Origin of the sequence: Ruminococcus flavefaciens, from assembly GCF_900116855.1 — a bacterium.
GTDB lineage: Bacteria > Bacillota > Clostridia > Oscillospirales > Ruminococcaceae > Ruminococcus > Ruminococcus flavefaciens_R.
The window spans coordinates 20,208-44,879 of the sequence record NZ_UETD01000014.1; the positions used below are offsets into that span (position 1 = coordinate 20,208).

The window sequence follows — 24,672 nt, forward strand, 5'->3', positions numbered from 1 at the left end:
TTTTTCGTATTTCACTGCGTTTTTTCAGAATTCGTCCATATTTCCGCCGAATGTGCAGGCGAGTATGCCTTTCAGTGAACGCAGGCTGAACTCCTTATCCACTCCGAGGCGGTAAAGCAGCTCCTCCATATTTTCCTCGCAGTACTCCGTCTCCTTTGAGTAGTTCTTGGCGATATCGGCGCAGTCCGAGATGTCGGAGCAGCCCTGTATACGGAACAGCCTGTCAAGGACGATAAGGCTGAACACCGCAAATTTAGCGCGGCTGAGCACCTCTCCGTCGAACACAGCTTTAAGGAGATAGCGAAAGATGAAATAGCTCCCCAGTCTGCGGAGCACAGGTTCCGTGCCGCTGTTTGGGGCAGAGGAGCAGGAAAGCTTTGCCGAACATTCGGCAATGTATGGCTGCCATTTTTCGTCAATGGGCTCCAGCTCCGAAAGCAGGTCAAATGCACCGCGGAGAGCTTCCTCGGCAGGAGCTTCCTCCTCGCTGTCGGGAAAGGGCATATCTATGCAAAGCTGCATTTTCTCGGCAATATCCAGCACACGGCAGAGACTTTCACGGAGGGACAGCTCCTCGTCCGCAAGTGCGGCGAATATCTCCTCACGGGCGGCAATGAGCATGGAAAACAGCTCCTCGTCGTATTCTCCCGAGGCTGTCTCGTCGGGGACCTCCTCCTCGCAGAGGGCAAAGGGACGGGAGACTATGAGCTCCGCCGCCGCTTCGCAGCAAAGACCCACACCGCCCTCCTTCACAGAGCCGAACCACTCGAAATACCGCGGATGGTCGGAGCATATCCTGCACAGCTTGTCGCCGCCCAGCTCGGTGTAAATGTCGCAGAGGCCGCTCTTGTTGAGAAAGGGACATCGCTCGTCCGCGGTGAGCAGGAATGAGCCGTCCCGTATGCTGCTGCGGAGCCTTTCTCCGAAGCTGCCGCCCACGCCTGCGTAGTACGCGGCGGTCTCCTTGTCGATATCTATTTCCCAGCCCTTGCAGCAGCTGTCGCGGCAGTTGCCTGCAATGCAGCGGAAATCCCTGTAATAGGTCGGTGTTCTGAATATCATTTTTTTCCTCCAAAAACAAAGGGACTGTAAGTCAGTCCCTTTTGATATTTGCTATATTTTTGTGTTCCTTGATAAGCTCCGCTCTGTTGAACTCCTCGGGAGTTATAAATGTGGGAACTATATCGTGAAGGGCTTGGATAGCCGCTTCGTTGAGGTTCTCATTGGCTGCGTTGCGGAGCCTTCTCAGGCGCTTTATGAACTCGTCGCCGTCGAGATATATCTGCTTGCCGATGAAAATGAGCTCGTTGGAGGTCTTCTGGAGTCCCTCCTCGTCCATGAGCAGCTCCTCCTTCAGCTTTTCGCCGGGGCGGAGGCCTGTGAACTTTATCTCCACATCTTTATAGGGGACCTTTCCGTACATACGGATGAGGTTTTCCGCCAGTCTTACGATGTGGACGGGCTGACCCATATCCAGCACGAATATCTCGCCGCCCTTTGCGATGGCAGCGGCTTCCAGCACAAGGCTTACAGCCTCGGGTATGGTCATGAAGTATCTTATGACATCGGGGTGAGTGACCGTAACAGGTCTGCCCGATTCTATCTGCTTTCTGAAAAGCGGTATAACTGAGCCGTTTGAGCCCAGAACATTGCCGAAGCGTGTGGTGACGAACTCGGTACAGCCGTCCTTCTGCTGAGAGAGGTACTGTATTATCATCTCGCAGCAGCGCTTTGAAGCGCCCATGACATTGGTGGGGTTGACAGCCTTGTCCGTGGAGATCATCACGAACTTCCTTACCTTGTGGAACTGGGCAAGGGTGGCGGTATTGAAGGTGCCGATGACGTTGTTCTTTATAGCCTCCATAGGCGAATTCTCCATAAGGGGAACGTGCTTGTGGGCAGCTGCGTGGAACACGATATCGGGCTTGTACTTAGCGAAGATGCTGTCCATGCGGTAATAGTCCCTGACAGAGGCTATGAGCACTTTCAGGTCAAGCTCGTCGCCGTATTCCATAATGAGCTCCTGCTGGACCTCATAGGCATTGTTCTCATAGATATCCACAATTATGATGCGTTCGGGGCTGTATCTGGCTATCTGGCGCACCAGCTCAGAGCCGATGGAGCCGCCTCCGCCTGTGACCATGCAGACCTTGCCGTGGATAAAGCGGCGTATCTCCTCGTTGTCGAACTTTACAGAGGCTCGTCCCAGCAGGTCCTCCACCTTTATATCGTGCATCTGCGTCAGCAGGGGAGTATTGCCGTTGTCGAAGATAAGGTTTCCTATGAAGGGAACCACCTTGACGGGGACGTTTGTACCCGAGCAGATATCAAGTATCCTCTTGCGCTCGTCCTCAAGACATGAGGGGATAGCGAAGATTATCTGCTCGATATGCTGCTGATCCACGAACTTGATTATCTCGGATGTGGTACCGACAACGGTAACGCCCTGTATCTCGGTGCCTATCTTGCTTCTGTCGTCGTCGATTATGCACACAGGCTCATACTCCGCCGAGACCTTGTCCCCCTCATAGGGAGAACGCCGCGCATTGGCTATCTCGGTGAGTATCATGCGGCAGGTCTGACCGCCGCCGACGATCATGGTACGCTTTCTGCCCTCCTCTGAGTTTATCTTTGAGAAGGTGACGAAGCTCTCCTTGAACAGAAATCTGAAAAGGCACACTCCCATGAGGGTCAGCAGAGCGTGAAGGCACACATAGCCTATGGCGAGCTCATTCCTGAGGATGTATACGAAGCTGCCCGAGGCGATGAAGCCGAAAAGTACTCCGTAGAAGCAGGAAAGATAATCGCGCTTGTGGAAGAATCTCCAGAGCTTGTTGTAGGCGCCGAAAATCAGCAGACACCCACAGCAGGTCACAGAGCCGATGACGAAGCTGATCAGCATATCGCCGCGGCTTATGTCCTTTCCGAAGAATGACAGGATAAAGTTTGCGATAAGAGCGGCGGCTATGACGATAAAAGCGTCGGCAAAGGCGAGCACCACTCTGCGGAAGCTGAAGTTACCTATTAATTTTTTCAAAATCTTCCCCCCGTATCGGCAGACCTTATGGCGTGCCGACAGTTGTTCCCCTTACACGCTTGCGGAATCGCAGGCGGACAGGACTTCGATAGTATTATCTGCCGTTATCATGAAATCATTCGAAGCCTCTAAAATTTCGGGGTCACATTCCTCCAAAAGCATATCCCAGTTCGGGCGTCTTGCGCCCATATTATGTGCATCGCTGCCGAAGACGATCCTCTTTTTCTCGTCTTTCAGGCGATTTAACAGCTCGGTCTCACGTTCGACGAGGAAAGCCTCGTTATTGAACTGAAAGACGGCGTCGGTCTTTAGTATCTTCTCGAAATTTTCGGGAGAGTAATACGTCAGATACCTGTGTATATGTGCAAGTATGACGGTAAGACCGTATTCTGAAGCGATGGCATTTATCTCCTCGGACATCCAGTCCTCGAAGTCACGGAAAGGCAGCTCGAGCAGTATGAGTCCTGTATCCTCGATAGCGAGTCTGTCAATGCCGTGTATTTTTGATATCCCGTGTTCGATGGCGACCTCGGCGCCCAGCAGGATATTCGGCACCGCAGCGAAGTCCGCGATGCTTTCGTAGGCGATCTCACGCCTGATGAGGTATTCTGTGAGGGACCTTTCCTCGTGAGCATAGAAATGGGGCGTAGCGACTATTCTTTCCACGCCCTGTTCCTTCATAGTTTCTATCATACTGAGCGAGGTATCCACGTCGTATGCGCCGTCGTCGATCCCCGGCAGAATATGGCAATGGTAATCAGTAAGCATATTCAGTTGTCATCCTTTTGTTCCTGAGTGAGATGGGTTTATTATTCATTAAAAAAGCATATATATGTCTCTGCTTTTGTTATAATTTTTGAGTATAAGCTGCTGTAAGTTAGTGTTCGATTACAGCGATACTGCTATAATTATATAACAGTTTGTCTTGTTTTGTCAATAGGCTACAAAAGTTAATAATATATTATAATTCAATAGCCATAAGTCAGTTTGTATATAAGGACATCTATAAAAAATGCAGCTGCTTTTCAGCAGCTGCATTTCAGAGGTATAATTGAAAGAATTGGGTTATGCGTTAGCAGGTGTGAGGCTGTCTCTGAGGTGGAGGAGGTACTCCTGGATAAAGAGAGCGTCGTTTGATGTAAGACCTACTGTGGACTTGTCAACGTCGCCGAGATCCTTGCCATCCTCAGAAATGCTGTACTTATTGGGGTTTGCGAGGAACTGCATGATGAGGATAGCGTCTGCCAGTTCAACAGTGCCGTCGCAGTTTGTATCGCCATACTGACCGCCTGTGTGAGGTGAAGGACCCTGCTTGGTGGTTGTTGTAACGTTTGTAGTTGTAGAAGTAGTCGTAGTAGATGTGGTTGTTGTAGTGGTAGTTGTGGTAGTTGTGGTTGTAGATGTCGATGTAGTTATCTGAGGATCAGCAGAACCGATCTTTACGTCCTTGATCTCAACTTTATCGAAGTTGCCCCATACCTGGAATTCAGCGTTGCCCTTGGGAACGTCTGCCAGCGGGATAGTAACTGTGAGTGTGCCGTCAGCACCGATAGTGCCCTTCCACTCGATCTGTGTCCACTCATCGCCCTTCATGAAGCCGAGAGCACCGTCGTTATTTGTGCCTGCGGGGCCTGCGATAGTAACTGTGAGTGAATCCGAATCCTTAGCCTCTGAAAGGTCTACCTTCTTGATAAGAGCAGTAGCAATGGGCTCGGGGATATCTCCCTCGGGAGCGTTGAGGATAACGATCGAATCAACTGTTGTTGTCTTGCTGGGAGCTTTAGCCTGCATATGAGCTATAGTAGTCGGATCCTTGCCCCATGCATCGGGAACGCCTGCCATGTTGTAGTAAGCAATGCCGTTGTCCTTGTCCACATCGTAGGGCTTGATCTCAGTCCAGCCGCCGTAGCTTGCGTCTGAGAAGCAAAGTACAGGAGTTGTGCCTGTGAACTTGATAGCAACTTCCTTGCCCTCAAGCTGTGACCACTCAACTTCGCCTTCGCCGCCGGGAGTAGTATTCTTGTATTCCTTATCCTTTGAAGCGTCCAGCTCGTAAGGGCCTGCGAGGAATGTTGTACCCTCATCGTATGCCTGATGCTTTACAGTGGGGATATGACCTTCGCTTGCCCACTTGATAGAATCATCATTCATGATCTCCATCATCTTCTCAATGACGGGAAGTGAATCCTGATTCCATTCGCCTGTTGTACGGTTGATATAGCCGTGTACTTCACCGGGGTTCTGATACTCGTCCTCGGGATCTCTTACCTGACCGTTATCCCAGAGGCAGCAGGGAATACCGTACTTCTTTGTTGTTGTGAAGTACTGTGTTGTCCACGCAACTCTTGCCTCGGTGTTGCCGAAGTTTGAAGTACCCATCTCGCCGATAACTACGGGGATGTTATTGTCGATGAATGTATCGCGCATACCCTGAAGGATGTTTGCAAGGTTTGCGGAATATGTGCTTGTGAATACAGAGTGATCCTTGACTGCTGTATTCATTGTGAAGTCATAAGGAGTGTAAGCGTGGATAGAAACAGCTACATAAGGATCGTTGGGAACGTCAATAGCCTCAAGGAACTGTGTCTCTGCGCTTGCACAGTAACCGGGGAGCATAAGGAGACGGGTCTTAGCGTAAGGACTGTCCGAACTTCTGATAAGGTCAACGAAATCGTGCTCGAGCTTGTTGATAACGTCACACTCGGGAACTGCCGCTGCAGCCCACCACTCATGAGGCTGGTCAACGGCACGGGGCTCGTTCATGCACTCGAAGATGAGGTGCTGGTCATAATCCTTGAACTCCTCATTGATCTGAGTCCAGATCTTCAGGAGCTTGGGCTTGATATCATCATAAGCGTTCACGAGGTCACTTCTGTTGATCCAGTTCTCGTGGTGAACGTTGAGGATGATGTACATATCGTTCTTGATACCGTAGTCAACGACTTCCTTTACACGAGCCATCCACTCGGGATCGATGTTATTGTTCTCGTCCAGATGCTGGAACCATGTGGTAGGAACGCGGACTGTGTTGAAGCCCTTAGCCTTCAGTGCGTCGAAAAGCTGCTGATTAGCCTTGGGGCAGCCCCATGAAGTCTCGGTCTCAAGACCGGCGCTTTCCAGATCGATAGAACGTTTGGGATTGTTGGGATCGGGCTTTGAGACCTTGGCGTCCAGAGTGTTGCCGAGGTTCCAGCCTATCTTCATATTCTCTGTGATCTCAAAGGCTGTCATGGTTGTACCTGCTGCGTCGGCGATATCACCGATCGGAGCAATGCGGAGCGATGAGAACAGGCACATAGCCGCAGCTGATATGCTGATCACGCGCTTCACATTTTTTGAGTTTGTGAACATACAATATTCCTCCCTAATATTAATAAGTTTTATCTCGGGATCCAGTGCAGAAAATCCCTCTCTTTTTTTACAACTAAAGTTTAGCACAAACGTAGAATAATGTCAATAGGATTTGTGCAAAATGCAACAATAGTTGCATAGAAATATCGGTTTTGAATTTAGTATAAATGTCTATAAGAAATTCAACAAACAAAACCTGAATATTTCAATTATATTATTTATATATAAAATTTTGCTGTTCAGGTCAAATATGTTCCGGCGAGGAACAAAAAAATTAACTCCGAATTGTTCTGTTCACAATTCGGAGCCTGTCTCATATGTGCTGTCTGATGTAGGGGAGGACCTCGTCCTTGTTGAGCCGGAGGGCATATGCGAACTCGTCATAGAGCATATTCTCAGCCTCGTGCAGGAACCTCTCATCGGATGAGCGGAGCTTCTTGTGCTGGGCAGCCAGCTCCTCGCCGTGGATGTATAGGGTCTTGATGAGCCCGATTATCTTTCGGCGGTCGCCCGAGTCGATGATCCTGCGGTACTCCTCCTTGCGACGGGATTCGTCCTCGATCCAGAACATATCCTCCTGCGGCATCTCGCTTATGAGCTCCTCTACCTCGCTGCGTGAGCAGACGCTCCTCATGCGGCTTTTGAGGGCTTCGTTGTCGGTGGGGACATAAAATTTATTCTTGTTGTCACTGACGGGGCGAAGAACGTAGTATTCCACGTTTTCGCCGCTGAAATCGTGATCCTCGATGGCGGTTATCACACAAACACCGTATGATGAATAAACAACAGCGTCACCTGCGTTATACATGGTCATGCACCTCCGTAAAAAAAGAGTGCAGCCCTTTATCAACCGGATTTACGTCCTGATAGGGGCTACACGTTGCGTTTGTATTCTTATACAATTATTATAGCACATTTTTGGATGAAATGTCATAGGCATATTAGCCAAATCAGCGGCTTTCTTTTGTGCAAATGGCGCAGGACAGCGGCGCTTGACAGATCTCCGCAGGTGTGGTATAATGATGAAAATCACATTTTACTGACAAAGAGGCAATAAGTATGTTTTGGAAAATCAGAAACGTACAACTGAAAAAAGGTTATTATTTCCCGTTTACGGGGATAGTGCGCCCTTTTTCAGATTTAGCCGAGTAAAGTGAAAGGCTCTCAAGGTCTGTAAAAGTAAGCGAAAATACGCGCATTATCTCCTTAACTGATGTAATTTACAGTTAAAGGAGATTTTTTATGTTTAATATAAGAAAGCAGCTCAGAGGGCTGTATCTGTCATCCGTTATGGGAAATCTTTCCCTTACGGGGGCATGGGTGGCACTTCTTGCCGCCAGAGGCTTCAGCCTCGTTGAGATCGGCATTGCCGAGACGGTATTCCACATCACAAGTATATTATTTGAGCTTCCCTCGGGAGTCATGGCTGACGTTTTCGGCAGGAAGAAGATGCTCATGGTCAGCAGTATCATGCACTTTCTCGGCAGCCTGATAATGATATTCTCAAATGATCTGTTCATGGTCTGCGCTTCCATCGCCTTTCAGGCGCTGTGCTATAACTTCTCGTCGGGCACCGCCGATGCCCTCGCCTACGACTCCATGAAAAAGGCAGGGATACAAGACAGATTTGAGCGGTTCGAGTCAAATCAGCTGGTGATATACAGAGTGTGCAGCGGCATATCCACGCTTTTTGCAGGACTTGCCCTGACAATAGGCTACAGGCTCGCCTACTCCACCGACCTCATCTGCTGTGCGGTGCAGCTCATTGTGCTGTCAACGCTTACGGAGATCGGCGGACAGAAAGACGCCAACGACCACAGTACGCTTACGAGGATAAAGTGCTGCTTTACGGAGAGCTTCTTATTTCTGAGGAGCGCAGGCAGGGCTATGGGACTTATGCTCTGCAATTCCCTTATCGGGGCGCTGGATATACTGCTCCTGTTCTTTTTGCAGGCAAAGCTTCCCGAGAGAGGCATCCCACGCGGCGGGCTCGGGCTTGCGCTGCTGTTCATGGAGACAGGCGGCATCGTAGGCTCGCGGCTGATACTTCGATTTCCGAAAGTGCGGTACAGAACGGTGTTTGCCGTTACTGCCGCTCTTGTGCTGACGGGGCTCCTTGCCGAGCACTCCGCAAGCTATATCATCATGGCGCTGGGCGGATTTGCAGCCGCAGTGGGCGATGATGCTTTGCAGGTGCGGACAAATGCGAAGCTCCAGAAGCTGTTTCCCTCGGAACAGAGGGCGACTCTCACCTCAGTGGAGTCCCTGAGCTTTTCGCTGATAATGATAGTGCTCTCTCCAATAGCAGGAGCCATATTCACATACTGGTGATGATGAGAGCGGGCACAGTTCAACGATATAAAAAAGCCATAAGGAAGATATGCTTCCTTATGGCTTTTTGTTTTGGTATGAAGTGGTATTACTTCTTTTTCTTCTTGTTTTTGCCGCCGTTTTTCTTGGGAGCCGAATGGTGTACGGTGCCCTCAGCCTTTTCAGCAGCATCTTCTGCCGCCTCGGAGACCTCCTCGGCGATATCCTCAGCCTCGTCCTTTATGTCCTCGGCTTTTTCGGCGAGTTCTTCAGCGGCTTCCTTGGCAGTTTCCTCAGCCTCATCTGCCGCCTCGGTTATGCCCTCTTTCAGGGAAGCGTCGGCGTTCCTGATGAACCTTTCGGCGTCATTAACGGCTTCCTCGGCTTCTTCCTTATCGGACTCGGGGACCGCAACTACCAGCGAAGCCTTTGCCTTTTTCTTGGACTTTTCGGCAGGCTTCTCCTCGGCATTTGCCTCGGTCTCAGCGGCTTCGGTCTTTTCCTCGGTGTCCTCGGAGCTGCCCTCAGCCTTTTCGGGCTTGGGCTTTTTCTTCTTCTTGCTCTTGCTCTTTGAAGTCTCAGCTTCCTTGTTGAGCTCGGCAACTATCTCATCAACGGTCTTGTTCTTGAAAAGCTCATTCCTCTTCTTTCTTGCGATGAGGACCTTGTTGTGCTTCTTGTCGTATCTGTAGAACAGTACCAGAGCGATGATGCCGAGAATAAGTGTAACTACGCCCATATTGAATCCGGGAGGAGTATACTTCATGGAAACAGTGTGGTGACCTGCGGGGAGGCGTATGCCTATGAGAGTTCCGAGCACTACCACCTGACCCTCGACGCCCTGCTTGTTTCTGAGCACCTTGGCGCCTGAGTCGGTAGTTTCCTCAACAACGAGGTTTTCGATGGTCTTGCCGTCGATCTGTATCTTCCAGCCTGGCTCATAGGGGATGGTGGTTACCATTACCTGACCGTCCTGAGCGTCGATCTCGCCTACGAGGTGACGGTCGTTGGTCTTGTCCATATCGATCTCCCACTGGTTAGCCTTGAGCTTGGTGATGTCCTCTGTGAATGCTTCCTCGTCGAGGTAGTAGAAGTTGAAGCCTGCATTCTTTCTCACCATGATGTACTCGTTCTGACCTGTGTAGTTGTTGTTGGGACCTGTGGGCGGGATAGTGAGTCTTATCTCTACCTCGTCGCCTGCTTTGAAGGGACCCATTCTTACGATAGGTGAGGAGTTGGTGGTGAAGTACTGACCGTAGCCGTCATAAGCTTCGGTGCCTGTGGTCTGACCTCTGTAAACTCCGTCCTCGCCCTTGACAGCTACCCATACGTTGCACTGACGTCTCATTTCGGAGCCGAGGTGCATATAGATGTTGCCGTCCTTGGGAACAGTTACGTCAACGTTTACAACAGCGTCGTTAACGCCTGCGAAAGCTTCATAGCAGTCGTGCATAGTACCGTTTCCGTCGCCGTCGGGGTCGTTGAAGTAATCGTGGAGATAAACCTTTGAGTCGTCGTAGTTTACGGTGTAGTCAAGGGGAACATAGTACTGCTTGGGCACTATGGGATTTGTCTGGAAGCTGGGGGTGTTGCCCGTCATAGCGCTGAGGAAGTTGTTCAGGCTGTTGAAGGGGTTGTCGTTGCCGAGACCCGAGAGCTCCATGATGTCGTCGTCAGCCATATAGCCGATGTTGAGAGCGTTGGGGTTCTCATAAACATCGATATGTGCGGGGACATTCTTGTCCTTTGTGTATTCTGCCTCGAAGCGCTTGATGTAGGAGGCATCGAGGAGATTGTTGCTGATGTTTGTTCTTGCGGGATCATCGAGAACGTACTTGATACCGAGGATAGAGTCTGCAACAGGGTTGCTTCCGCGGTACTTGGACTCAAAGCTCTGAGTGAAGTAGCCCATAGTCTCGATGAATGTGATAGCTCTTGCGTTCATGACCGAGCTGGAGTGAGAGATACCCCTGAGGTTGTATGCAAGGGGATCGTTTACCATTCTGTCGAAGGTCTTTTCAGCGCGGTAGAAGCCGCCGTCGTATTCCTCAAGCTTCTTTACCACATCGGGAGCAGAGATGATCTCGGTGTAGGTGGACTTGCCTGAGTTGCCGACTTCCTTGAATATCTTTCTGAAGGAGTCGAAGCAGTTATAGCCTGTCTCGAAGAAGATGAGGCAAGCCATTACTATTGTTATGGCATTTCTTGCCTTTTTGGTCTTGGTGTGGCTGTACATATACACACCGATGAGGTAGATAGCGCCCAGTATGAGACCGAAGGCGATGGTTCCAAGCCAGAGCTGCTCGGTAGTATCGAGGGTATCAAGCTTTGCCTTATAGGGGGTGATGGCAACATACTTGTACTTTTCCTCGTTGTAGTTGAACTTCTTCATCATTCCGCAGAATGCGGCGGTAAGGCCGCCTACGGTAACAGCGGATATGCCTGCGCTCAGAGGAGTCATCTTGTAGCCGTCCAGCTTTGAGAATGTCTCTGCCGCCATGGATACCAGCACGAATGAGAGAAGGAATGAGTATCTGTAAGGGAGCCAGTTAGGGTCCTGACCGCCGTGCCACAGCATGTTGATGGGCTTTACATACATACTGAAGAGGAGGGCAAAGACCATAAGTCCATAGCCGACCTTCTTGTTGCGCTTTATCTTCTTGTTCATGAAGAACAGGGGGATGAGCACGAATGTGAGAACGCCGCAGTAGATCTCGGGGCGTCCGTAGAAGCGTGTACCCTCGTCCACGTTTACAGAGTAGTACTGGTTGGGAAGCAGACAGGGTACCAGCTCAAGGGGATTGAACATTGCCTTGTAGCTGTAATCGGGTACTGAGAAGTCGAACTTACCCAGCGCCAGAGCATTGTACACGGGCAGTATCATGAAGCAGCTGCAGAACAGGACTATCACTGTTGACAACACCATAGTGCCGAAGGTCTTGCCGTAGTCCTCTATGCCCTTGAACTTGCGGTTGGTCCCGAAGAACACATAGTAAACAAAGTAAAGTGCGATGAATATGGCTATCATAAAGCCGATATAGAAGTTCGCAACGAACATCATAGCCGTAGGTATGATGTAATTCAGCTTTCGTCCGTCGTCCACCAGATATTCAACGCCGAGGATTATCAGCGGCAGGAATACAGGTCCGTCCACCCACATGGGGTCGATGAGCTGTATCACCACATAAGCCATCATGGCGTACATAGTTGAGAATGCAATGGACTGAAGGGGCTTGAGACCCTTGGACTTCTGTGCGTAGATGCTGAAGGTAAGACCTGCGGCACCCACCTTTGTCATCTGCATTATCATCATGCTCTCGAGTATCATTTTTCTCGGCAGCACCATGATTATCAGTGTGAATGGGCTTGCGAGGTAGTAGCCTATGATACCCATGAATCCGCCCGAAAGGTTACGGCTCCAGCTGTAGAAGGCACTTCCGTCGCCCCAGAAGTCTCTTCTGAGTGCTTCAAAGTAGTAGATATACTGACCATTGAGGTCGAGGGTGAGCACAGAGCGCTCGCCGAATGGATAGACGCCAAAGCCGATATATGCTATCAGCGTGAGCAGGAAGGGTATCAGGAAGGATGCTACATAAAAAAGCGGTCTGATCTTTTTCCCTCTCTTCTCGGCTATGATGTCTGCGGCAGTTACAGCAGGTTTCTTACTGCCGATCTTTTTGCGGGAGCTAACTGTTGCAGCGCCCGCAGCGGTTGACTTAGCCAATTCTGTTCCTCCTTTGTTCGGGCGAAGGAAGACGCCGTTACGGCACAGGCTGCTTGACAGCGCCGTAAAGGCATAATGCCCAATTTTATACTATTCTCTATTATACTACAAATCTTTACCTTTTGCAATAGTAAAAACCTACCGTAAACAGGATTATTTTTCGTGAAATATTTTCTGCATATGGGGTGAGAGATACGGCTGTCCTGAACGTATAATATAAAGAAGCGCCGACCATTACAGTCATATGGCAACTATTATTGTGAATATTCTTTAAAAACCGTTGACGAGTTCGGTGCAAAGTGCTATAATTAAAATGTTATGAGCCTTTACAGGACTTAATATATCATATCATTTATATAAGGAGATAATTAACAGTGGGTAAGTATTTTGGTACAGACGGCTTCAGAGGCACTGCTAACGAGAACCTCACAGCCGACCACGCTTATAGGGTGGGAAGATTTCTCGGCTGGTACTACGGAGAGCTCAGAAGAAGAAAGGGCGACGACAGCGCTCCGCGCATAGTTATCGGAAAGGATACGCGCCTCTCAAGCTATATGTTTGAATACTCTCTCGTAGGCGGTCTCACAGCTTCGGGCGCGGACGCATACCTCCTCCATGTCACTACCACACCCTCGGTAGCTTATATTTCAAGAGTTGACAGCTTTGACTGCGGAATAATGATATCCGCCAGCCATAACCCATATTACGATAACGGCATCAAGCTCATAAACGGTCAGGGCGAAAAGATGGAAGACGAGGTCATCGACCTTGTTGAGGCTTATCTGGACGGAAAGCTCAATGCCTTCGGTCAGGACTGGAGCGAGATACCCTTTGCTCACGGCGAGAAGATAGGCAGGAGCGTGGACTATATCTCAGGAAGAAACCGCTATGTGGGATACCTCATCTCTCTCGGTATGTATTCATTCAGAGGCATGAAGATAGGTCTGGACTGCGCTAACGGTGCGGCATGGAACATTGCAAAGTCGGTATTCGACGCTCTCGGCGCCGAGACCTATGTTATAAATGCAGAGCCCTCGGGCACAAATATCAACAACAACGCAGGCTCCACACATATCGAGAACCTCCAGAAGTTCGTTGTGGAAAAGGGACTGGACGCAGGCTTTGCCTATGACGGAGACGCTGACCGCTGCCTTTGCGTTGATGAAAAGGGAAATGTCATCACAGGCGACCATATCCTCTATATCTACGGAAGATACATGAAGGAGCGCGGAAAGCTCATCAATAACACTGTCGTTACCACGGTAATGTCCAACTTCGGTCTGTACAGAGCCTTTGACGAGATAGGCGTAGAGTATGCAAAGACCGCTGTTGGCGACAAGTACGTTTACGAATACATGAAGGAGCATGACTGCTGTCTCGGCGGCGAGCAGTCGGGTCATATCATCTTCTCGAAGTACGCTTCCACAGGCGACGGAATACTCACCAGCCTGAAGATGATGCAGGTCATCATGTCACGCCAGAAGAAGCTCAGCGAGCTTGCTGCACCTTTCGTTGTGTACCCTCAGGTGCTTGAGAATGTAAAGGTCAAGGACAAGGCAGCCGCTCAGGCTGACCCCGATGTACGCGCAGAGGTTGACAAGGTAGCCGCAGAGCTTGGCGACACGGGAAGAATACTCGTCCGCGAAAGCGGTACAGAGCCCCTTGTAAGAGTAATGGTCGAGGCTAAGGACGAGTCCGTATGCCGCAGCTGCGTTGACAGAGTTGTCAACGTCATCAGAACAAAGGGTCATATATTATAATAGTATATAAGCAAAAGCCCCTTAGTGTTTCACAGCACTGAGGGGCTTTTTGATTTGAGCATTTAGCCTTTAGCCCTTAGCCTTTAGCCGTTAGCCATTAGCCATTAGGAATCGGCTTCGCCGTTTTATTATCAGACGAAAAATTGCTAAGAATGAATAGTGAAAAAGTGAATAATGAAGAGAGAAGAGTAAATGTGTTCGCTTCGCTCACAATAACTATTCACTCTTCACTATTCTCTGTTTATCGGAGCTTTATACTATGTTGGTGTATTTTGTTAAAGGGAAAAAGGGCTGAGAACAGCTTTTTATGCAAATATCAGGAATTTGTTTTTCCCTATTGACGATGAGCTTTTTTAGTGCTATAATGATTATTACGGCGTGCTATGCCGTAATAAAGAATAAAAAGGATATCGGAGGTCAAAATGGCTAAAAAAGAAGAGCGTAACCTCAATGTTACGATAAAGAATCAGGAGGACAGCAAGGGCGAGATGCTGATATCTGTCTCATCTGTTATCAGACAGCTCAAAAAATACCTTGCTGTATGGATCGCAGCTGCTGTTATTGCAGGAATACTCGGCGTAGTTGTTTCGGCTGTAAAAACTTTCTCCGTAAAGACTCCCGCAAGAGCACTTGTAAGCTTTACATATCCCAATATCGAAAAGGGACTTGACCCTGCCGGACGCAAGTTCGAGATAGAGTCAATGAAAAATCCCGTTATCATTGAAAGAACTCTCACAGAGCTTGGTATAGAGCTTGACAAGTTAGAGGACGTAAGAAAAAATATCTCCTTCGATTATAAGATACCCGATGACGCATATGACAAGCTGACAGCCTACAACAGCGTTATGGACAAGGCTACAAGCGGAAGCCTTTCAGCTGCACAGGCTATGCTGGATACAAAGTATTACCCCACACAGTTCACGGTATATTTTGACTTCGGTGAGGCAGGATTCGACAGAAAGACAGGCGTTGAGGTCCTCAACACCCTTCTCGAGAACTACCGCGATTACTTCTATGAGCAGTACGGCTATAATGAGCCTCTCGGTGCTGCTGTAAATGTTGCCGATTATGAAAACTATGACTACGCTCAGCAGGTAGACCTGTTCAGAGATTCGCTCCGACAGGTAAGAAGCTACCTCAATTCTCTTTCAAGAGACGACAACACCACATTCCGTTCAAGCATCACGGGCTACAGCTTCAAGGACCTCTCCGAGTACGCAAAGACTGTAAGCTCCATCGACCTCGACAGAATATCTTCATATATCTCGGTAAACAACGTTACCAAGAACAAGGACGCTGCCCTTGCATACTATGATTACAGGATAGAGAACCTCAACCGCGACAAGGACGAATACGCAGAGCGCCTTGCAGCTCTCGAGACTTCCATCGCTCAGTACGAAAAGGACTCCATCCTTATCTTCGGAAACGGCACAGATTCGACCAATACACAGTACGCAACTGCTTCCGACCAGTACGATTCACTGTTCAGACAGAAGACCAGCGTTGAAGCAAATCTTGCACAGACAAAGCAGGATATCAAGTTCTATGAGTCAAGACGTGATGCTCTCAAGAACAACAAGAACAGCTCCAAGGATAATGTTGCACAGGTAGAGGCTGATATCAAGGCTCTCAGCGAGAAGGTCGCAAATATCGTTGACCTTACAGAGAAGACTGCCGATGATTACTATGAGAATGTTCAGTTCGCAAACGCTTACAACATCCTTATCCCCGCAACAAAGTCGGTAGGAGCAGGTATCGGCGAGGCAGTAAAATCTGCTGTCAAGCCCCTGTTCATCATCGAGGCTCTCATATTCATGATCTACTTTGCTATTGCATTCCTCAAGGCTCTCAAGTCAGACAACAGGAAGAAACTTGCAAAGGCAGGTGCAGATTCAGATGATGATGACGAGGACGATGAAGCTGACCTTGAAGACGTCATCGACGCTATCGAGGAAGAAGCCGAGGAGATCAAGGAAAAGGCTGAAAAGGTCGTAAAAAGCAACAATAAAAAGAAAAAATAAGCCGATCTTCAGGCGCTCCCGTAAATAAACGGGGGCGCTTTTCTGTTTTTGTGAAATGTTAAATCCACGTTAAAGAAAGGGAAATATCATTGACTTGCGGCACTTTATGGCTATAATTATAAATGAGGGAAATAACAAAAAATGACAAACAGGAGAGAATTATGGAACAATTTTCTATTTTTAACATCTTCACACTTTTAGGAGGACTTGCCTTCTTCCTTTACGGAATGAGGATAATGTCAACAGGACTTGAAAAGCTTACGGGAGGTAAGCTGGAGATAGCCCTGAAAAAAATGACCGAAAACAGAATAAAAGCTATACTTCTTGGTCTTGGCGTCACTGTTGCCATACAGTCCTCATCGGCTATGACAGTAATGCTGGTAGGACTTGTCAATTCGGGCATAATGTCACTTGAACAGACGGTGGGAGTATGCTTCGGTTCGGATATCGGAACTACTCTTACAGCATGGATACTCAGTCTTGTGGGTGTAGAGAGCAGCAATCCGTTCATAAGAATACTTAAACCCACATCCTTCTCACCGATCGTTGCACTTATAGGTGTTATAATGATAATGGTGTGCAAAAAGCATAAAAAGAAGGATATCGGCAATATACTCATCGGATTTGCAATATTAATGACAGGTATGACTCTTATGTCAGAGTCGGTATCTCCCCTTGCAGAATCCGAAAAGTTCAAGAGCCTTCTGACAGCTTTCAACAACCCTCTGCTGGGAGTTCTCGTGGGCGCAGGTTTTACAGGTATAATTCAGAGCTCGGCAGCTTCTGTAGGTATCCTTCAGGCATTTTCCACAACGGGCGGTCTTACCTACGGTATGGCTATACCGATAATCATGGGTCTTAATATAGGTACCTGTGTGACCGCACTTATATCGAGTATCGGTGTAAGCAAGGACGCAAAAAGAGTTGCCTGCATACACATTTCTATCAAGGTGATCGGAACGCTCATACTTCTGCCCATTGTAATGATACTTCAGTATGTGTTTGACCTTGAGTTCTTCCACAGGACAATAGGATATCTGGGAATAGCGGTAGCTCATTCGGTATTTAATCTGGTCGTGACAGCTCTTCTCCTCCCGTTCTCAAATCAGCTTGTAAAGCTTGCGAGAATAATAGTCAAGGACGGCAAGGAAGAAAAGGAGAAGGATTCAAAGAAAACCATTACGGGTCTGGACGATATCCTGCTCAAGACCCCTGCTGTAGCAGTTCATACCTGCCTTACCGCAACTGTACAGATGGCAGAGCTCACAAGAGAGACCATCGATATGGCGCTGAAGCTCCTTGTTGAGTATGACGGCGACACCTGCGATGCAGTCATCGAGAATGAGGACATCATCGACGGTTTTGAGGACAAGATAAACAGCTATCTCATAAAGATATCCAAGAGCAGTGTAACAGGCAAGGACAGCCGAAGCGTTTCCAAGATGATGCACTGTGTGGGCAACTTCGAGCGTATCTCCGACCACGCCGTAAACCTTGTGGAATCGGCACAGGAGATGCACGACAAGGGCATAAGGTTCTCGGAGGAGTGCGTGAACGAGATAATCGTCATCACCGACGCTATCAAAGAGAACATCAACAAGGCTTTCGACTCATACGTTCAGAACGACCTTGCCATCGCCCATAAGGTAGAGCCTCTTGAGGAAGTGGTGGACAACCTGAGCACAGAACTCAAGAACAGGCACATCCGCCGTCTCCAGAACGACGAATGTACCGTAGAGCTGGGATATATATTCCAAGACGTTCTCACCAATCTTGAGCGTATTTCCGACCATTGCTCCAACATTGCGGGCTGTCTTATCGAGACAGACGAAAAGACCAATCTCCATGCTTATCTCCACGATGTAAAGGAGAACGACGAGCAGTTCCGCAACGAATACCGCGAGTATGCTGAGGAATATTTCCGCCGACTGGGCAGCACAGAGATAAAGGCACAATAAGCTTACCGAAGTAAAAAATTTGCCCCTGAGCGCTGAAAAGCACTCAGGGGCATTATGTTTGTTTAGCGCAAACGCTAATAGTGAATAGTTAATGTGTTCGCTTCGCTTACATTATTAAACGTCACCGAAGGCGACACCATAACTATTTACTCTTAGCAGGTTTCGTATGATAATAAAACGGCAAAGCCGCTTCCTAATGGCTAATGGCTAAGGACTAACGGCTAAGGACTAAAGGCTAAGGGCTTCTGAATTTAATACGGAAGTGTGAACTGTCCTGCCTTCCATACATTGCCGTTTTCAATGACCACCGAGAAATCGTCGGTCTCGGTGTAGGACTCGTCTCCGAAGTCGCTGCCGTCGTAGTAATTCTCAACGGTGAAAACTATCTCATCGTCGGTCCTTGACTTTATGCCCGTTACTCTCGATGATGAGTAGTAGATATTGCTGCCGCGGTTGCCGCAGAGAGCGTAGACTGCTCCGTTTTTCTCGATATACAGCTCCGACAGCTCACTGCTGGGGTAGCGTCTGCTGAATACCTTGTAGTAGGCGTCCTCTATGTCGCTCAGTCTGCTGATACCGCTCTCGGTTATGCGGTAGAACTGCCATCCGAAGCTGTTTTCGATATAGTTATCGTAGTCCACCTTAAAAGGGCAGCCCACGGTAAAGAGCATCTGCACATGACCTGCTGACTCGAAAAGCGCCTGAGCAGCGGCTATGAGAGTCTTGTCGTCTGAGTCCTCGACGGGCTTTTCAAAGACTACGGCTCCGTCATCGTTGTACTCAAAGGCGTCGCCGCCCAGCGGGTCGGGCTGGTGAGTTGTCTCCTCAGCAGCGGAAGTGGTGACAACAGTGGTCTCAGCAGCCGCAGTTGTGGAAGCCGGTGCCGTTGTTGTGGTCTGTTGGGAGTGGTCGGCAGGCACGGGCTGCGCGGTGGTGACAGCCTCGGTAGTCTCAGCCTTGGAGCTCTGTGAGGAGCTTCCTGCCTTTTTGCTGCTGCATGAGACAGCTCCCACGGCAACAGCCGCTGCCGCTATGAGTGATAAGAGCTTTTTCATCAGTCATCCTCCTGTTCGTCGTCGAGAACGAAATCAATAGTGCCGTCGCTGACGTTTACCGCTGCACAGACCACCTGAACGGTCTGACCCAGTGTATAGGAAACGCCGCTGAACTTTTCGGTAAGTGAAACAGGCTCGGAGTAGTCATACTCGCCCTCGGGGAGCGTCCTTATATGGACAAGTCCCTCGACCGTGTTGGGGAGCTCCGCGTAGAAGCCGAACTCGGTAACGCCCGATATCTTGGCAGTGAAGCTCTCGCCGAGGTGGGCTTTCATATACTCAGCCTTGTAGCAGTCCTCGCACTCGCGCTCAATGGTGACAGCGCGTATCTCCGCAGCGGAGGAGCGCTCCGAGGCGTTCAGCGCAAAGGCTTCATAGCGCTTGCTGAGCCATTCGTTGTTGTAGCCCGCGAGGATATCGGTGATTATGCGGTGAATGGCAAGGTCGGGATAACGGCGGATAGGCGAGGTGAAGTGTGCGTAGTCGTCCAGCACCAGTCCGAAATGACCGAGGGGCTCGTTGGAGTATTTAGCCTTAGCCATGGAGCGGAGCACCAGCATATTCACGGCTTCAAACTTGTCCGTGCCCCTTGCGCTGTCCAGTATCTTAGCCGCGTGTGCAGGCTTGAACTCACTGAAATGGGGGCACTCGAAGCCGTACTTGGGCAGCAGCTCGTGGAGAGCCTCCGCCTTTGCTTCTGGGGGAGCCTCATGTATACGGTACACGAAAGGCACCTTTTTGTCCTTTGCCAGTTTTGCGGCAGCTTCGTTTGCGGTCAGCATGAACTCCTCGATAATGCGCTCAGCCTTGCCGCGCTCACGGGGCTGTACATCATAGCAGATACCGTCCTCACCGATGAGGAGCTTGCTTTCCGTGGTCTCTATCTCGGGAGCGTGGCGGAGCTGCTTCTTTGCGATGAGCTTGTCCGCCAGCTCGTTCATAAGGTCGATATTCTTCCTTACCGCGGAGTACTTTTCCGCGATTTCCTCGGATTCGGTACCGTCGAGGATACGGTTTATCTCGGAATAGACGCCCTTTACCCGTGAGCGGATAACGCTCTTGCAGAAGCGGTATGAGAGCATATTTCCCTCCTTGTCCAGCTCCATGAAAGCCGACAGGGTGAGCCTGTCCTCATTGGGATTGAGGGAGCAGATACCGTTGGACAGCTCCTTGGGCAGCATGGGAATGACCTTGTCTGCGTAGTAGATACTTGTTCCGCGGAGCAGAGCCTCCTTGTCGAGGGCGCTGTTGCCCTTGACATAGTGCGAGACATCGGCGATGTGGACTCCCAGACGGTAGCCCTTTTTGGTCTTTTCGACCGAGACTGCGTCATCGAGGTCCTTGGACTCTGCACCGTCAATGGTGAAAATGGTCATATCACGCAGGTCCTCGCGGTTGTTGAAGCTGTACTCCTGAACACCGCCCTCGGCTATTTTACGGGCTTCTTTCAGCACCTCCTCGGGGAAGGCTGTGGGAGCACCGTGTGTCACTAATATTGAAGCAGCTGTGGAGGCTGCATACTCGGAGCTTCCGAATACGAGAGTGACTTTGACCTTGTGCTCGGCATGGCGTCTGCCGCGGTAGACTATCTCCGCCAGCACCTTGTCGCCATTTTCAAAGGGGATGCTCTCCTCGCGGACGATGATGATATGGTTGCGTGAGGCGGTATCGGGTACGAGGTAGGGCTTACCGTCTTCGAACTCTATCCTGCCTGTGAGCTGAGAGCTGCCGAACTCCAGTATATCCAGTATCTCGCCCTCGGGCTCGCCCGACCTTGAAGCGATGGGGGAGATGAGCACCCTGTCATGGGGCATTGCGCCCAGCATACACTTGCCGGGGATAAAGTACTCCACGCCCTCGTCTGTGACGGCGAAGCCGAAGGTGCGGCTCAGTCTGGTGACTTCGCCTGCGTAAACTCCCAGACGGGAACACAGTGCAGCCTTCATGCCCTTTTTCATCATGACAACACCTTCCGTGCGGAGCTCGGAAAATGCGGCGGTGAAGTTCTCCCTGCCTGATTTCTTAGTCCTGCACTTTGACTCAAGCTCGCTGAGGGGCATGGACTTCTTTCCGTAGGCTTTCAGAAAGGTGACTATTTTATTTTTGTAGCTTTCCACCGACACGGGGCTGCTGCCCTTTTTGTCGGACTGTTTTTTCTTCTTTTCTGACATATTTTCTCCTTGTGTCGTGACTTATCCGCAGTATAGCGGAGCAAAAAATAAGCCCCATGACTTTGAGTCACAGGGCAGCTTCTTTTCTTACTTTGTGAAGATCGGTACGATGTTTACCGCAAGTACAGCAATGAAAAGGATTATCGCCATAACTCTTGTGATCTTGGCGAGGATGGCTTCCTTTGTTCTTCCCTCGTTCTTTCCGTAGAAGGAATCAGCGCTTGCACCTGTGAGAGCAGCTGTCATGCTGTCCTGTGATTTCTGCTCCTGTGAAAGGCAGACAACGATGGTTAAAAGGCTGAGGACGAGTATGACGATACCGCCGATGATCTCTAAAGTTGACATAAAAACTACCTCCGAAAAAGTATGGATTACGGCAAAAGCCGATATATTTCAATTAGCTTTAATATTATATCACAGACTGCAAGGATTTGCAAGGGGTTTTATCGAAAAAGCAAGACAAAAAAACGGGGCAAAATTGTTGAAATCATACAAGTAATGTAAAAATGGCAAAAAAGAGCAGCTTCATACGAAGCTGCTCTGTGTTTTATCGAAGCATATCGATGGGGAAACCGCTGATGAGACCGAGGAGATATTCCTGGATAGCAAGAGCGTCATTAGCTGTTACGCCGCTGGAATTCTTCTGGTATACGTTAGCGTTTTCGAGACCCTGCTCGGTCATGTGGTTGGGATCGCTGCCCGAAAGACCGAATCTGTTGGGGTTAGCCATATACTGCATGATGAGGATAGCATCAGCCAGCTCAACTGTACCGTCGCAGTTTGTATCGCCGAGGCGGAGGTTGCTGACGGGCTTTACAGTAGTAGTTGTGGTAGTTGTAGTAGTTGTGACCTTGGTCGTTGTAGTTGTTGTGGTTGTTCTGGAAGTTGTTGTAGGTGTAGGAGTTACGGTAGATGAACCCTTTTCTGTGTAAACAACGATGGAATCCATCTTGTATGATGAAACATTGGTCCACCATGTACCGAACTTGAGCTCGCCTAAGCTGTAAGCGAATGTTTTTGCAGCGCTTGCAGAGGGAGTCCATGTGATAGTAGCCTTGTTGCTGTTGATGGATTTATCCTGCTGAGCGTCATCGTCCATGTACCAGTAATCGGGAGCAACAGTTGTTGAAGAACCGAAGTTACCTACCCACTTGTCGATGTTGCCGTTTGCAGAGATGTTGAACTCTATCTTGGTAGCGTACTCGCCGCTGGGTATCTTGAAGTCAGCCCAGTCGAAGCCGATCATCTTGTCATCAGCACCGTCATCGAACTCGAGAGTCTTGTTGAGCTCTAACTTATAAACGCCGTTGCCGCCTGAAACAGAAGGAGTAGAGTTTGTTGAAGTAGTTACAACAGGGGGATTATATCTTGTAGTTGAGGTGGTTACTGAAGGTGTAGGTGTGCTGCTTCCGCCGCCGTCGAGAACTATCTTTTCGATAGTAACGCCGTCGCCCTGAGGCCACCAGATCATAGCCTTTACAGTTGAGCCGACATTTGAAGGAATATCGTAGTCAACAACTACTTCCTTGTTAGCGTCTGCCTTTACGTTCTCAAACTCTACCTGCTCCCACGTGCCGGTATATGTACCGAAGCCGCCGGAAGCCTGTGTATCGTTGGTGTTTATCTTGAAGTAAAGTGTAGCCTTCTTAGCGCCCTGAGGAGCGAACTCAGCATAGCTGATAGGTCCGTCTTTGCCTTCCTCTGTACCGACCTTCATATCGGAAGGAAGGAGAGTCTTTCCGCTGCCTGTTGAAGGACCGGGATTGTAGGAAGTGGTTGTGGTAACGATGCTCGGACCGGGATCGTTATAAGTTGTAGTTGTTACCTGAGGTGTAGGTGTGCTTCCGCCGCCGCTGTAGATCTTTGAAACACCGGGGATAGTGGAAACAGTTGAGCCTGTCTTGTAGAAGTGGTAAAGACCTGCTGCTGCACCAACGAGACCTGCGTTATAGTCAACAGCTACCTCGTTTGCCTGATAGTCGGAACGAACGTCAGCGTATCCGTCGCCGTTAGCCATCTTAGGACCGCCGCAGAGAGCGCCGACCAGCAGGTTCTTGTTAGGTGTTCCGTCATTTGCCGCGTCTGCATTTGCAGTGGGTGAAGCAGCTCTGTGGTGAGGATTCTTGGAAGAATTGTCCTTGAAACCAACGATAAGGCAATAGCTTCTTCCGTTCTGGAAAGCCTTGTCGCCTGTGAGGTACTGCATCTGACCCTTAGCCCAGCCTGCGTCACCATGGTTGTACTTAGCAGCTACGAGAGTTGCCATCTGAGCGGTAGCATTGTGTCTTGCCGAGCCCCACTCGTCGTAGAACTTGTACTCGTTGCCGCCGCCGATCTCATGAACGCCGCCCCAGTTTCCTGTTGCTTCAGCCTTGAGGATAGAAGCACCGAGACCAACGTTCTCCCAGCAGTGTACATACCAGCCCTCGGGGCAGTTGCCAAGATCGCTGAGGTATTTCTGATCGTTTGTAGCCTTGTAGAGCCAGCCTGCTGCCCATGCGAGCTCATCAGCAGAGCCGCTGGTGCCGCTTACATAGAAAGGAGCAACGGAATATGTTCCGGGGTTCTGCTTTGAAAAATTGTAGAGAGCCTCAGCGTACTTGAGGTCATCGGGATTACCGAAGTTTACATAGTTAGCTGCGAGAGCTGCCGCATACTCGGCAGTGATGTTTGCAGCACCGCCTGTAGTCCATACCATACGGCCTCTGTCGCCCTGAGTTTCGGGAGCGCCCCAGTACATATGGTCCTGATTTCCTTCGCCCTTTTCGATGAGGACCTTGGAAACGGTATTGCCGTTGAGCACTGTTGCGTCACGGAAGAATTTACAGAATTTGTCGGTTATTACTTTGAGGTGAGCGTCCTGTCCTGTAGCAGTGAAGGCGTCCTTGAATTCGTAGTAAGCCCAGCCCAGTGTAGCAGCTGCATAGCCCTGGGGCTGACCGAACATAACATGGTCGCCTGCGTCGTGGAAACCTCCGGGTACTTCGTCGCTGGTGTGGCAGTTGCCTCTCCATGAAATACCGCAGTCGGAGTTGTATCCGCACATATTTGCGTCATAAAGATAGAGGGAGTACTGAAGGAGCTTTGCGTAGTTATCACCGTCTGCCGCGTTTGCTGTGAGAGAGGGAGCACCGATGTTTGAGAGAGGTGCCGCAATCGAGGTGAGGGCGATAGCACTGCTTATGATGGCTGATTTCAGCCTGTTTAATTTGTTCATGTTATCACACTTCTTTCAATATGATCTGCCTATAATATGTCTTACACCCATTATACAAGGTTTGCCTT

14 protein-coding genes are annotated in these 24,672 nt (G+C 49.6%); 4 read left to right on the top strand and 10 right to left on the bottom strand.

The features are described 5' to 3' along the window. Positions 1 to 24: 24 nt before the first annotated feature. The 5 genes from fliB to DSZ37_RS14535 form a co-directional block, all read right to left on the bottom strand. Entirely contained in the window at positions 25 to 1,062 is a 1,038-nt protein-coding gene (gene fliB, locus DSZ37_RS14515; RefSeq protein WP_109727602.1) for a flagellin lysine-N-methylase, read from the bottom strand. A 31-nt stretch (positions 1,063 to 1,093) separates the two neighbouring features. Next, the gene (locus tag DSZ37_RS14520) at positions 1,094 to 3,037 is read right to left on the bottom strand and encodes a polysaccharide biosynthesis protein (RefSeq protein WP_207655918.1); all 1,944 of its coding nucleotides are present in this window, start codon (positions 3,035 to 3,037) and stop codon (positions 1,094 to 1,096) included. Between the two features lie 51 nt (positions 3,038 to 3,088). Continuing rightward, the gene (locus DSZ37_RS14525; protein WP_109727603.1) at positions 3,089 to 3,805 is read right to left on the bottom strand and encodes a CpsB/CapC family capsule biosynthesis tyrosine phosphatase; all 717 of its coding nucleotides are present in this window, start codon (positions 3,803 to 3,805) and stop codon (positions 3,089 to 3,091) included. Positions 3,806 to 4,102: 297 nt separating this feature from the next. Then, a complete protein-coding gene (locus DSZ37_RS14530) occupies positions 4,103 to 6,388 on the bottom strand; it encodes a cellulase family glycosylhydrolase (RefSeq protein ID WP_109727604.1) in 2,286 nt (761 codons plus the stop codon). A gap of 313 nt (positions 6,389 to 6,701) precedes the next feature. After that, the gene (locus tag DSZ37_RS14535) at positions 6,702 to 7,196 is read right to left on the bottom strand and encodes a CarD family transcriptional regulator (RefSeq protein ID WP_109727605.1); all 495 of its coding nucleotides are present in this window, start codon (positions 7,194 to 7,196) and stop codon (positions 6,702 to 6,704) included. 434 nt (positions 7,197 to 7,630) lie between these two features. On the opposite strand from DSZ37_RS14535, the gene DSZ37_RS14540 reads away from it, so the two are divergent. After that, a complete protein-coding gene (locus DSZ37_RS14540; RefSeq protein WP_109727606.1) occupies positions 7,631 to 8,719 on the top strand; it encodes an MFS transporter in 1,089 nt (362 codons plus the stop codon). Between the two features lie 88 nt (positions 8,720 to 8,807). Here DSZ37_RS14540 and DSZ37_RS14545 read toward each other — a convergent pair whose 3' ends face one another. Continuing rightward, positions 8,808 to 12,422 carry a YfhO family protein gene (locus DSZ37_RS14545; protein WP_109727607.1) on the bottom strand — a complete coding sequence of 1,205 codons (3,615 nt, stop codon included), beginning with the start codon at positions 12,420 to 12,422 and terminating at the stop codon, positions 8,808 to 8,810. A 374-nt stretch (positions 12,423 to 12,796) separates the two neighbouring features. On the opposite strand from DSZ37_RS14545, the gene glmM reads away from it, so the two are divergent. From glmM to DSZ37_RS14560, 3 genes are all read left to right on the top strand, one after another. Next, positions 12,797 to 14,182 carry a phosphoglucosamine mutase gene (gene glmM, locus DSZ37_RS14550; protein WP_109727608.1) on the top strand — a complete coding sequence of 462 codons (1,386 nt, stop codon included), beginning with the start codon at positions 12,797 to 12,799 and terminating at the stop codon, positions 14,180 to 14,182. Positions 14,183 to 14,604: 422 nt separating this feature from the next. Then, positions 14,605 to 16,203 carry a lipopolysaccharide biosynthesis protein gene (locus DSZ37_RS14555; RefSeq protein ID WP_109727609.1) on the top strand — a complete coding sequence of 533 codons (1,599 nt, stop codon included), beginning with the start codon at positions 14,605 to 14,607 and terminating at the stop codon, positions 16,201 to 16,203. Positions 16,204 to 16,364: 161 nt separating this feature from the next. Further along, on the top strand, positions 16,365 to 18,161 hold the full coding sequence (locus DSZ37_RS14560; RefSeq protein WP_109727610.1) for a Na/Pi cotransporter family protein: 1,797 nt from the start codon (positions 16,365 to 16,367) through the stop codon (positions 18,159 to 18,161). 251 nt (positions 18,162 to 18,412) lie between these two features. Here DSZ37_RS14560 and DSZ37_RS14565 read toward each other — a convergent pair whose 3' ends face one another. From DSZ37_RS14565 to DSZ37_RS17800, 4 genes are all read right to left on the bottom strand, one after another. Then, positions 18,413 to 19,216, bottom strand: a complete 804-nt coding sequence (locus DSZ37_RS14565) for a hypothetical protein (protein WP_109727611.1) — start codon at positions 19,214 to 19,216, stop codon at positions 18,413 to 18,415. After that, the gene (rnr, locus tag DSZ37_RS14570; RefSeq protein WP_109727612.1) at positions 19,216 to 21,387 is read right to left on the bottom strand and encodes a ribonuclease R; all 2,172 of its coding nucleotides are present in this window, start codon (positions 21,385 to 21,387) and stop codon (positions 19,216 to 19,218) included. Before rnr ends, DSZ37_RS14565 begins: the two co-directional genes overlap by 1 nt. A gap of 87 nt (positions 21,388 to 21,474) precedes the next feature. Continuing rightward, positions 21,475 to 21,732: a preprotein translocase subunit SecG gene (gene secG / locus DSZ37_RS14575; protein ID WP_109727613.1), complete on the bottom strand. Its 258-nt coding sequence runs from the start codon at positions 21,730 to 21,732 to the stop codon at positions 21,475 to 21,477. A 202-nt stretch (positions 21,733 to 21,934) separates the two neighbouring features. Further along, positions 21,935 to 24,604, bottom strand: a complete 2,670-nt coding sequence (locus tag DSZ37_RS17800; RefSeq protein ID WP_181380331.1) for a glycoside hydrolase family 9 protein — start codon at positions 24,602 to 24,604, stop codon at positions 21,935 to 21,937. Positions 24,605 to 24,672 lie beyond the last annotated feature (68 nt).

Excerpts from the sequence above, each read along its gene's own strand:
- secG (WP_109727613.1), bottom strand. The coding sequence starts at position 21,732 with ATGTCAACTTTAGAGATCATCGGCGGTATCGTCATACTCGTCCTCAGC.
- DSZ37_RS17800 (WP_181380331.1), bottom strand. The coding sequence starts at position 24,604 with ATGAACAAATTAAACAGGCTGAAATCAGCCATCATAAGCAGTGCTATC.
- DSZ37_RS14525 (WP_109727603.1), bottom strand. The coding sequence starts at position 3,805 with ATGCTTACTGATTACCATTGCCATATTCTGCCGGGGATCGACGACGGC.
- DSZ37_RS14560 (WP_109727610.1), top strand. The coding sequence starts at position 16,365 with ATGGAACAATTTTCTATTTTTAACATCTTCACACTTTTAGGAGGACTT.
- fliB (WP_109727602.1), bottom strand. The coding sequence starts at position 1,062 with ATGATATTCAGAACACCGACCTATTACAGGGATTTCCGCTGCATTGCA.
- rnr (WP_109727612.1), bottom strand. The coding sequence starts at position 21,387 with ATGTCAGAAAAGAAGAAAAAACAGTCCGACAAAAAGGGCAGCAGCCCC.
- DSZ37_RS14555 (WP_109727609.1), top strand. The coding sequence starts at position 14,605 with ATGGCTAAAAAAGAAGAGCGTAACCTCAATGTTACGATAAAGAATCAG.
- DSZ37_RS14565 (WP_109727611.1), bottom strand. The coding sequence starts at position 19,216 with ATGAAAAAGCTCTTATCACTCATAGCGGCAGCGGCTGTTGCCGTGGGA.
- DSZ37_RS14540 (WP_109727606.1), top strand. The coding sequence starts at position 7,631 with ATGTTTAATATAAGAAAGCAGCTCAGAGGGCTGTATCTGTCATCCGTT.
- DSZ37_RS14535 (WP_109727605.1), bottom strand. The coding sequence starts at position 7,196 with ATGTATAACGCAGGTGACGCTGTTGTTTATTCATCATACGGTGTTTGT.
- DSZ37_RS14530 (WP_109727604.1), bottom strand. The coding sequence starts at position 6,388 with ATGTTCACAAACTCAAAAAATGTGAAGCGCGTGATCAGCATATCAGCT.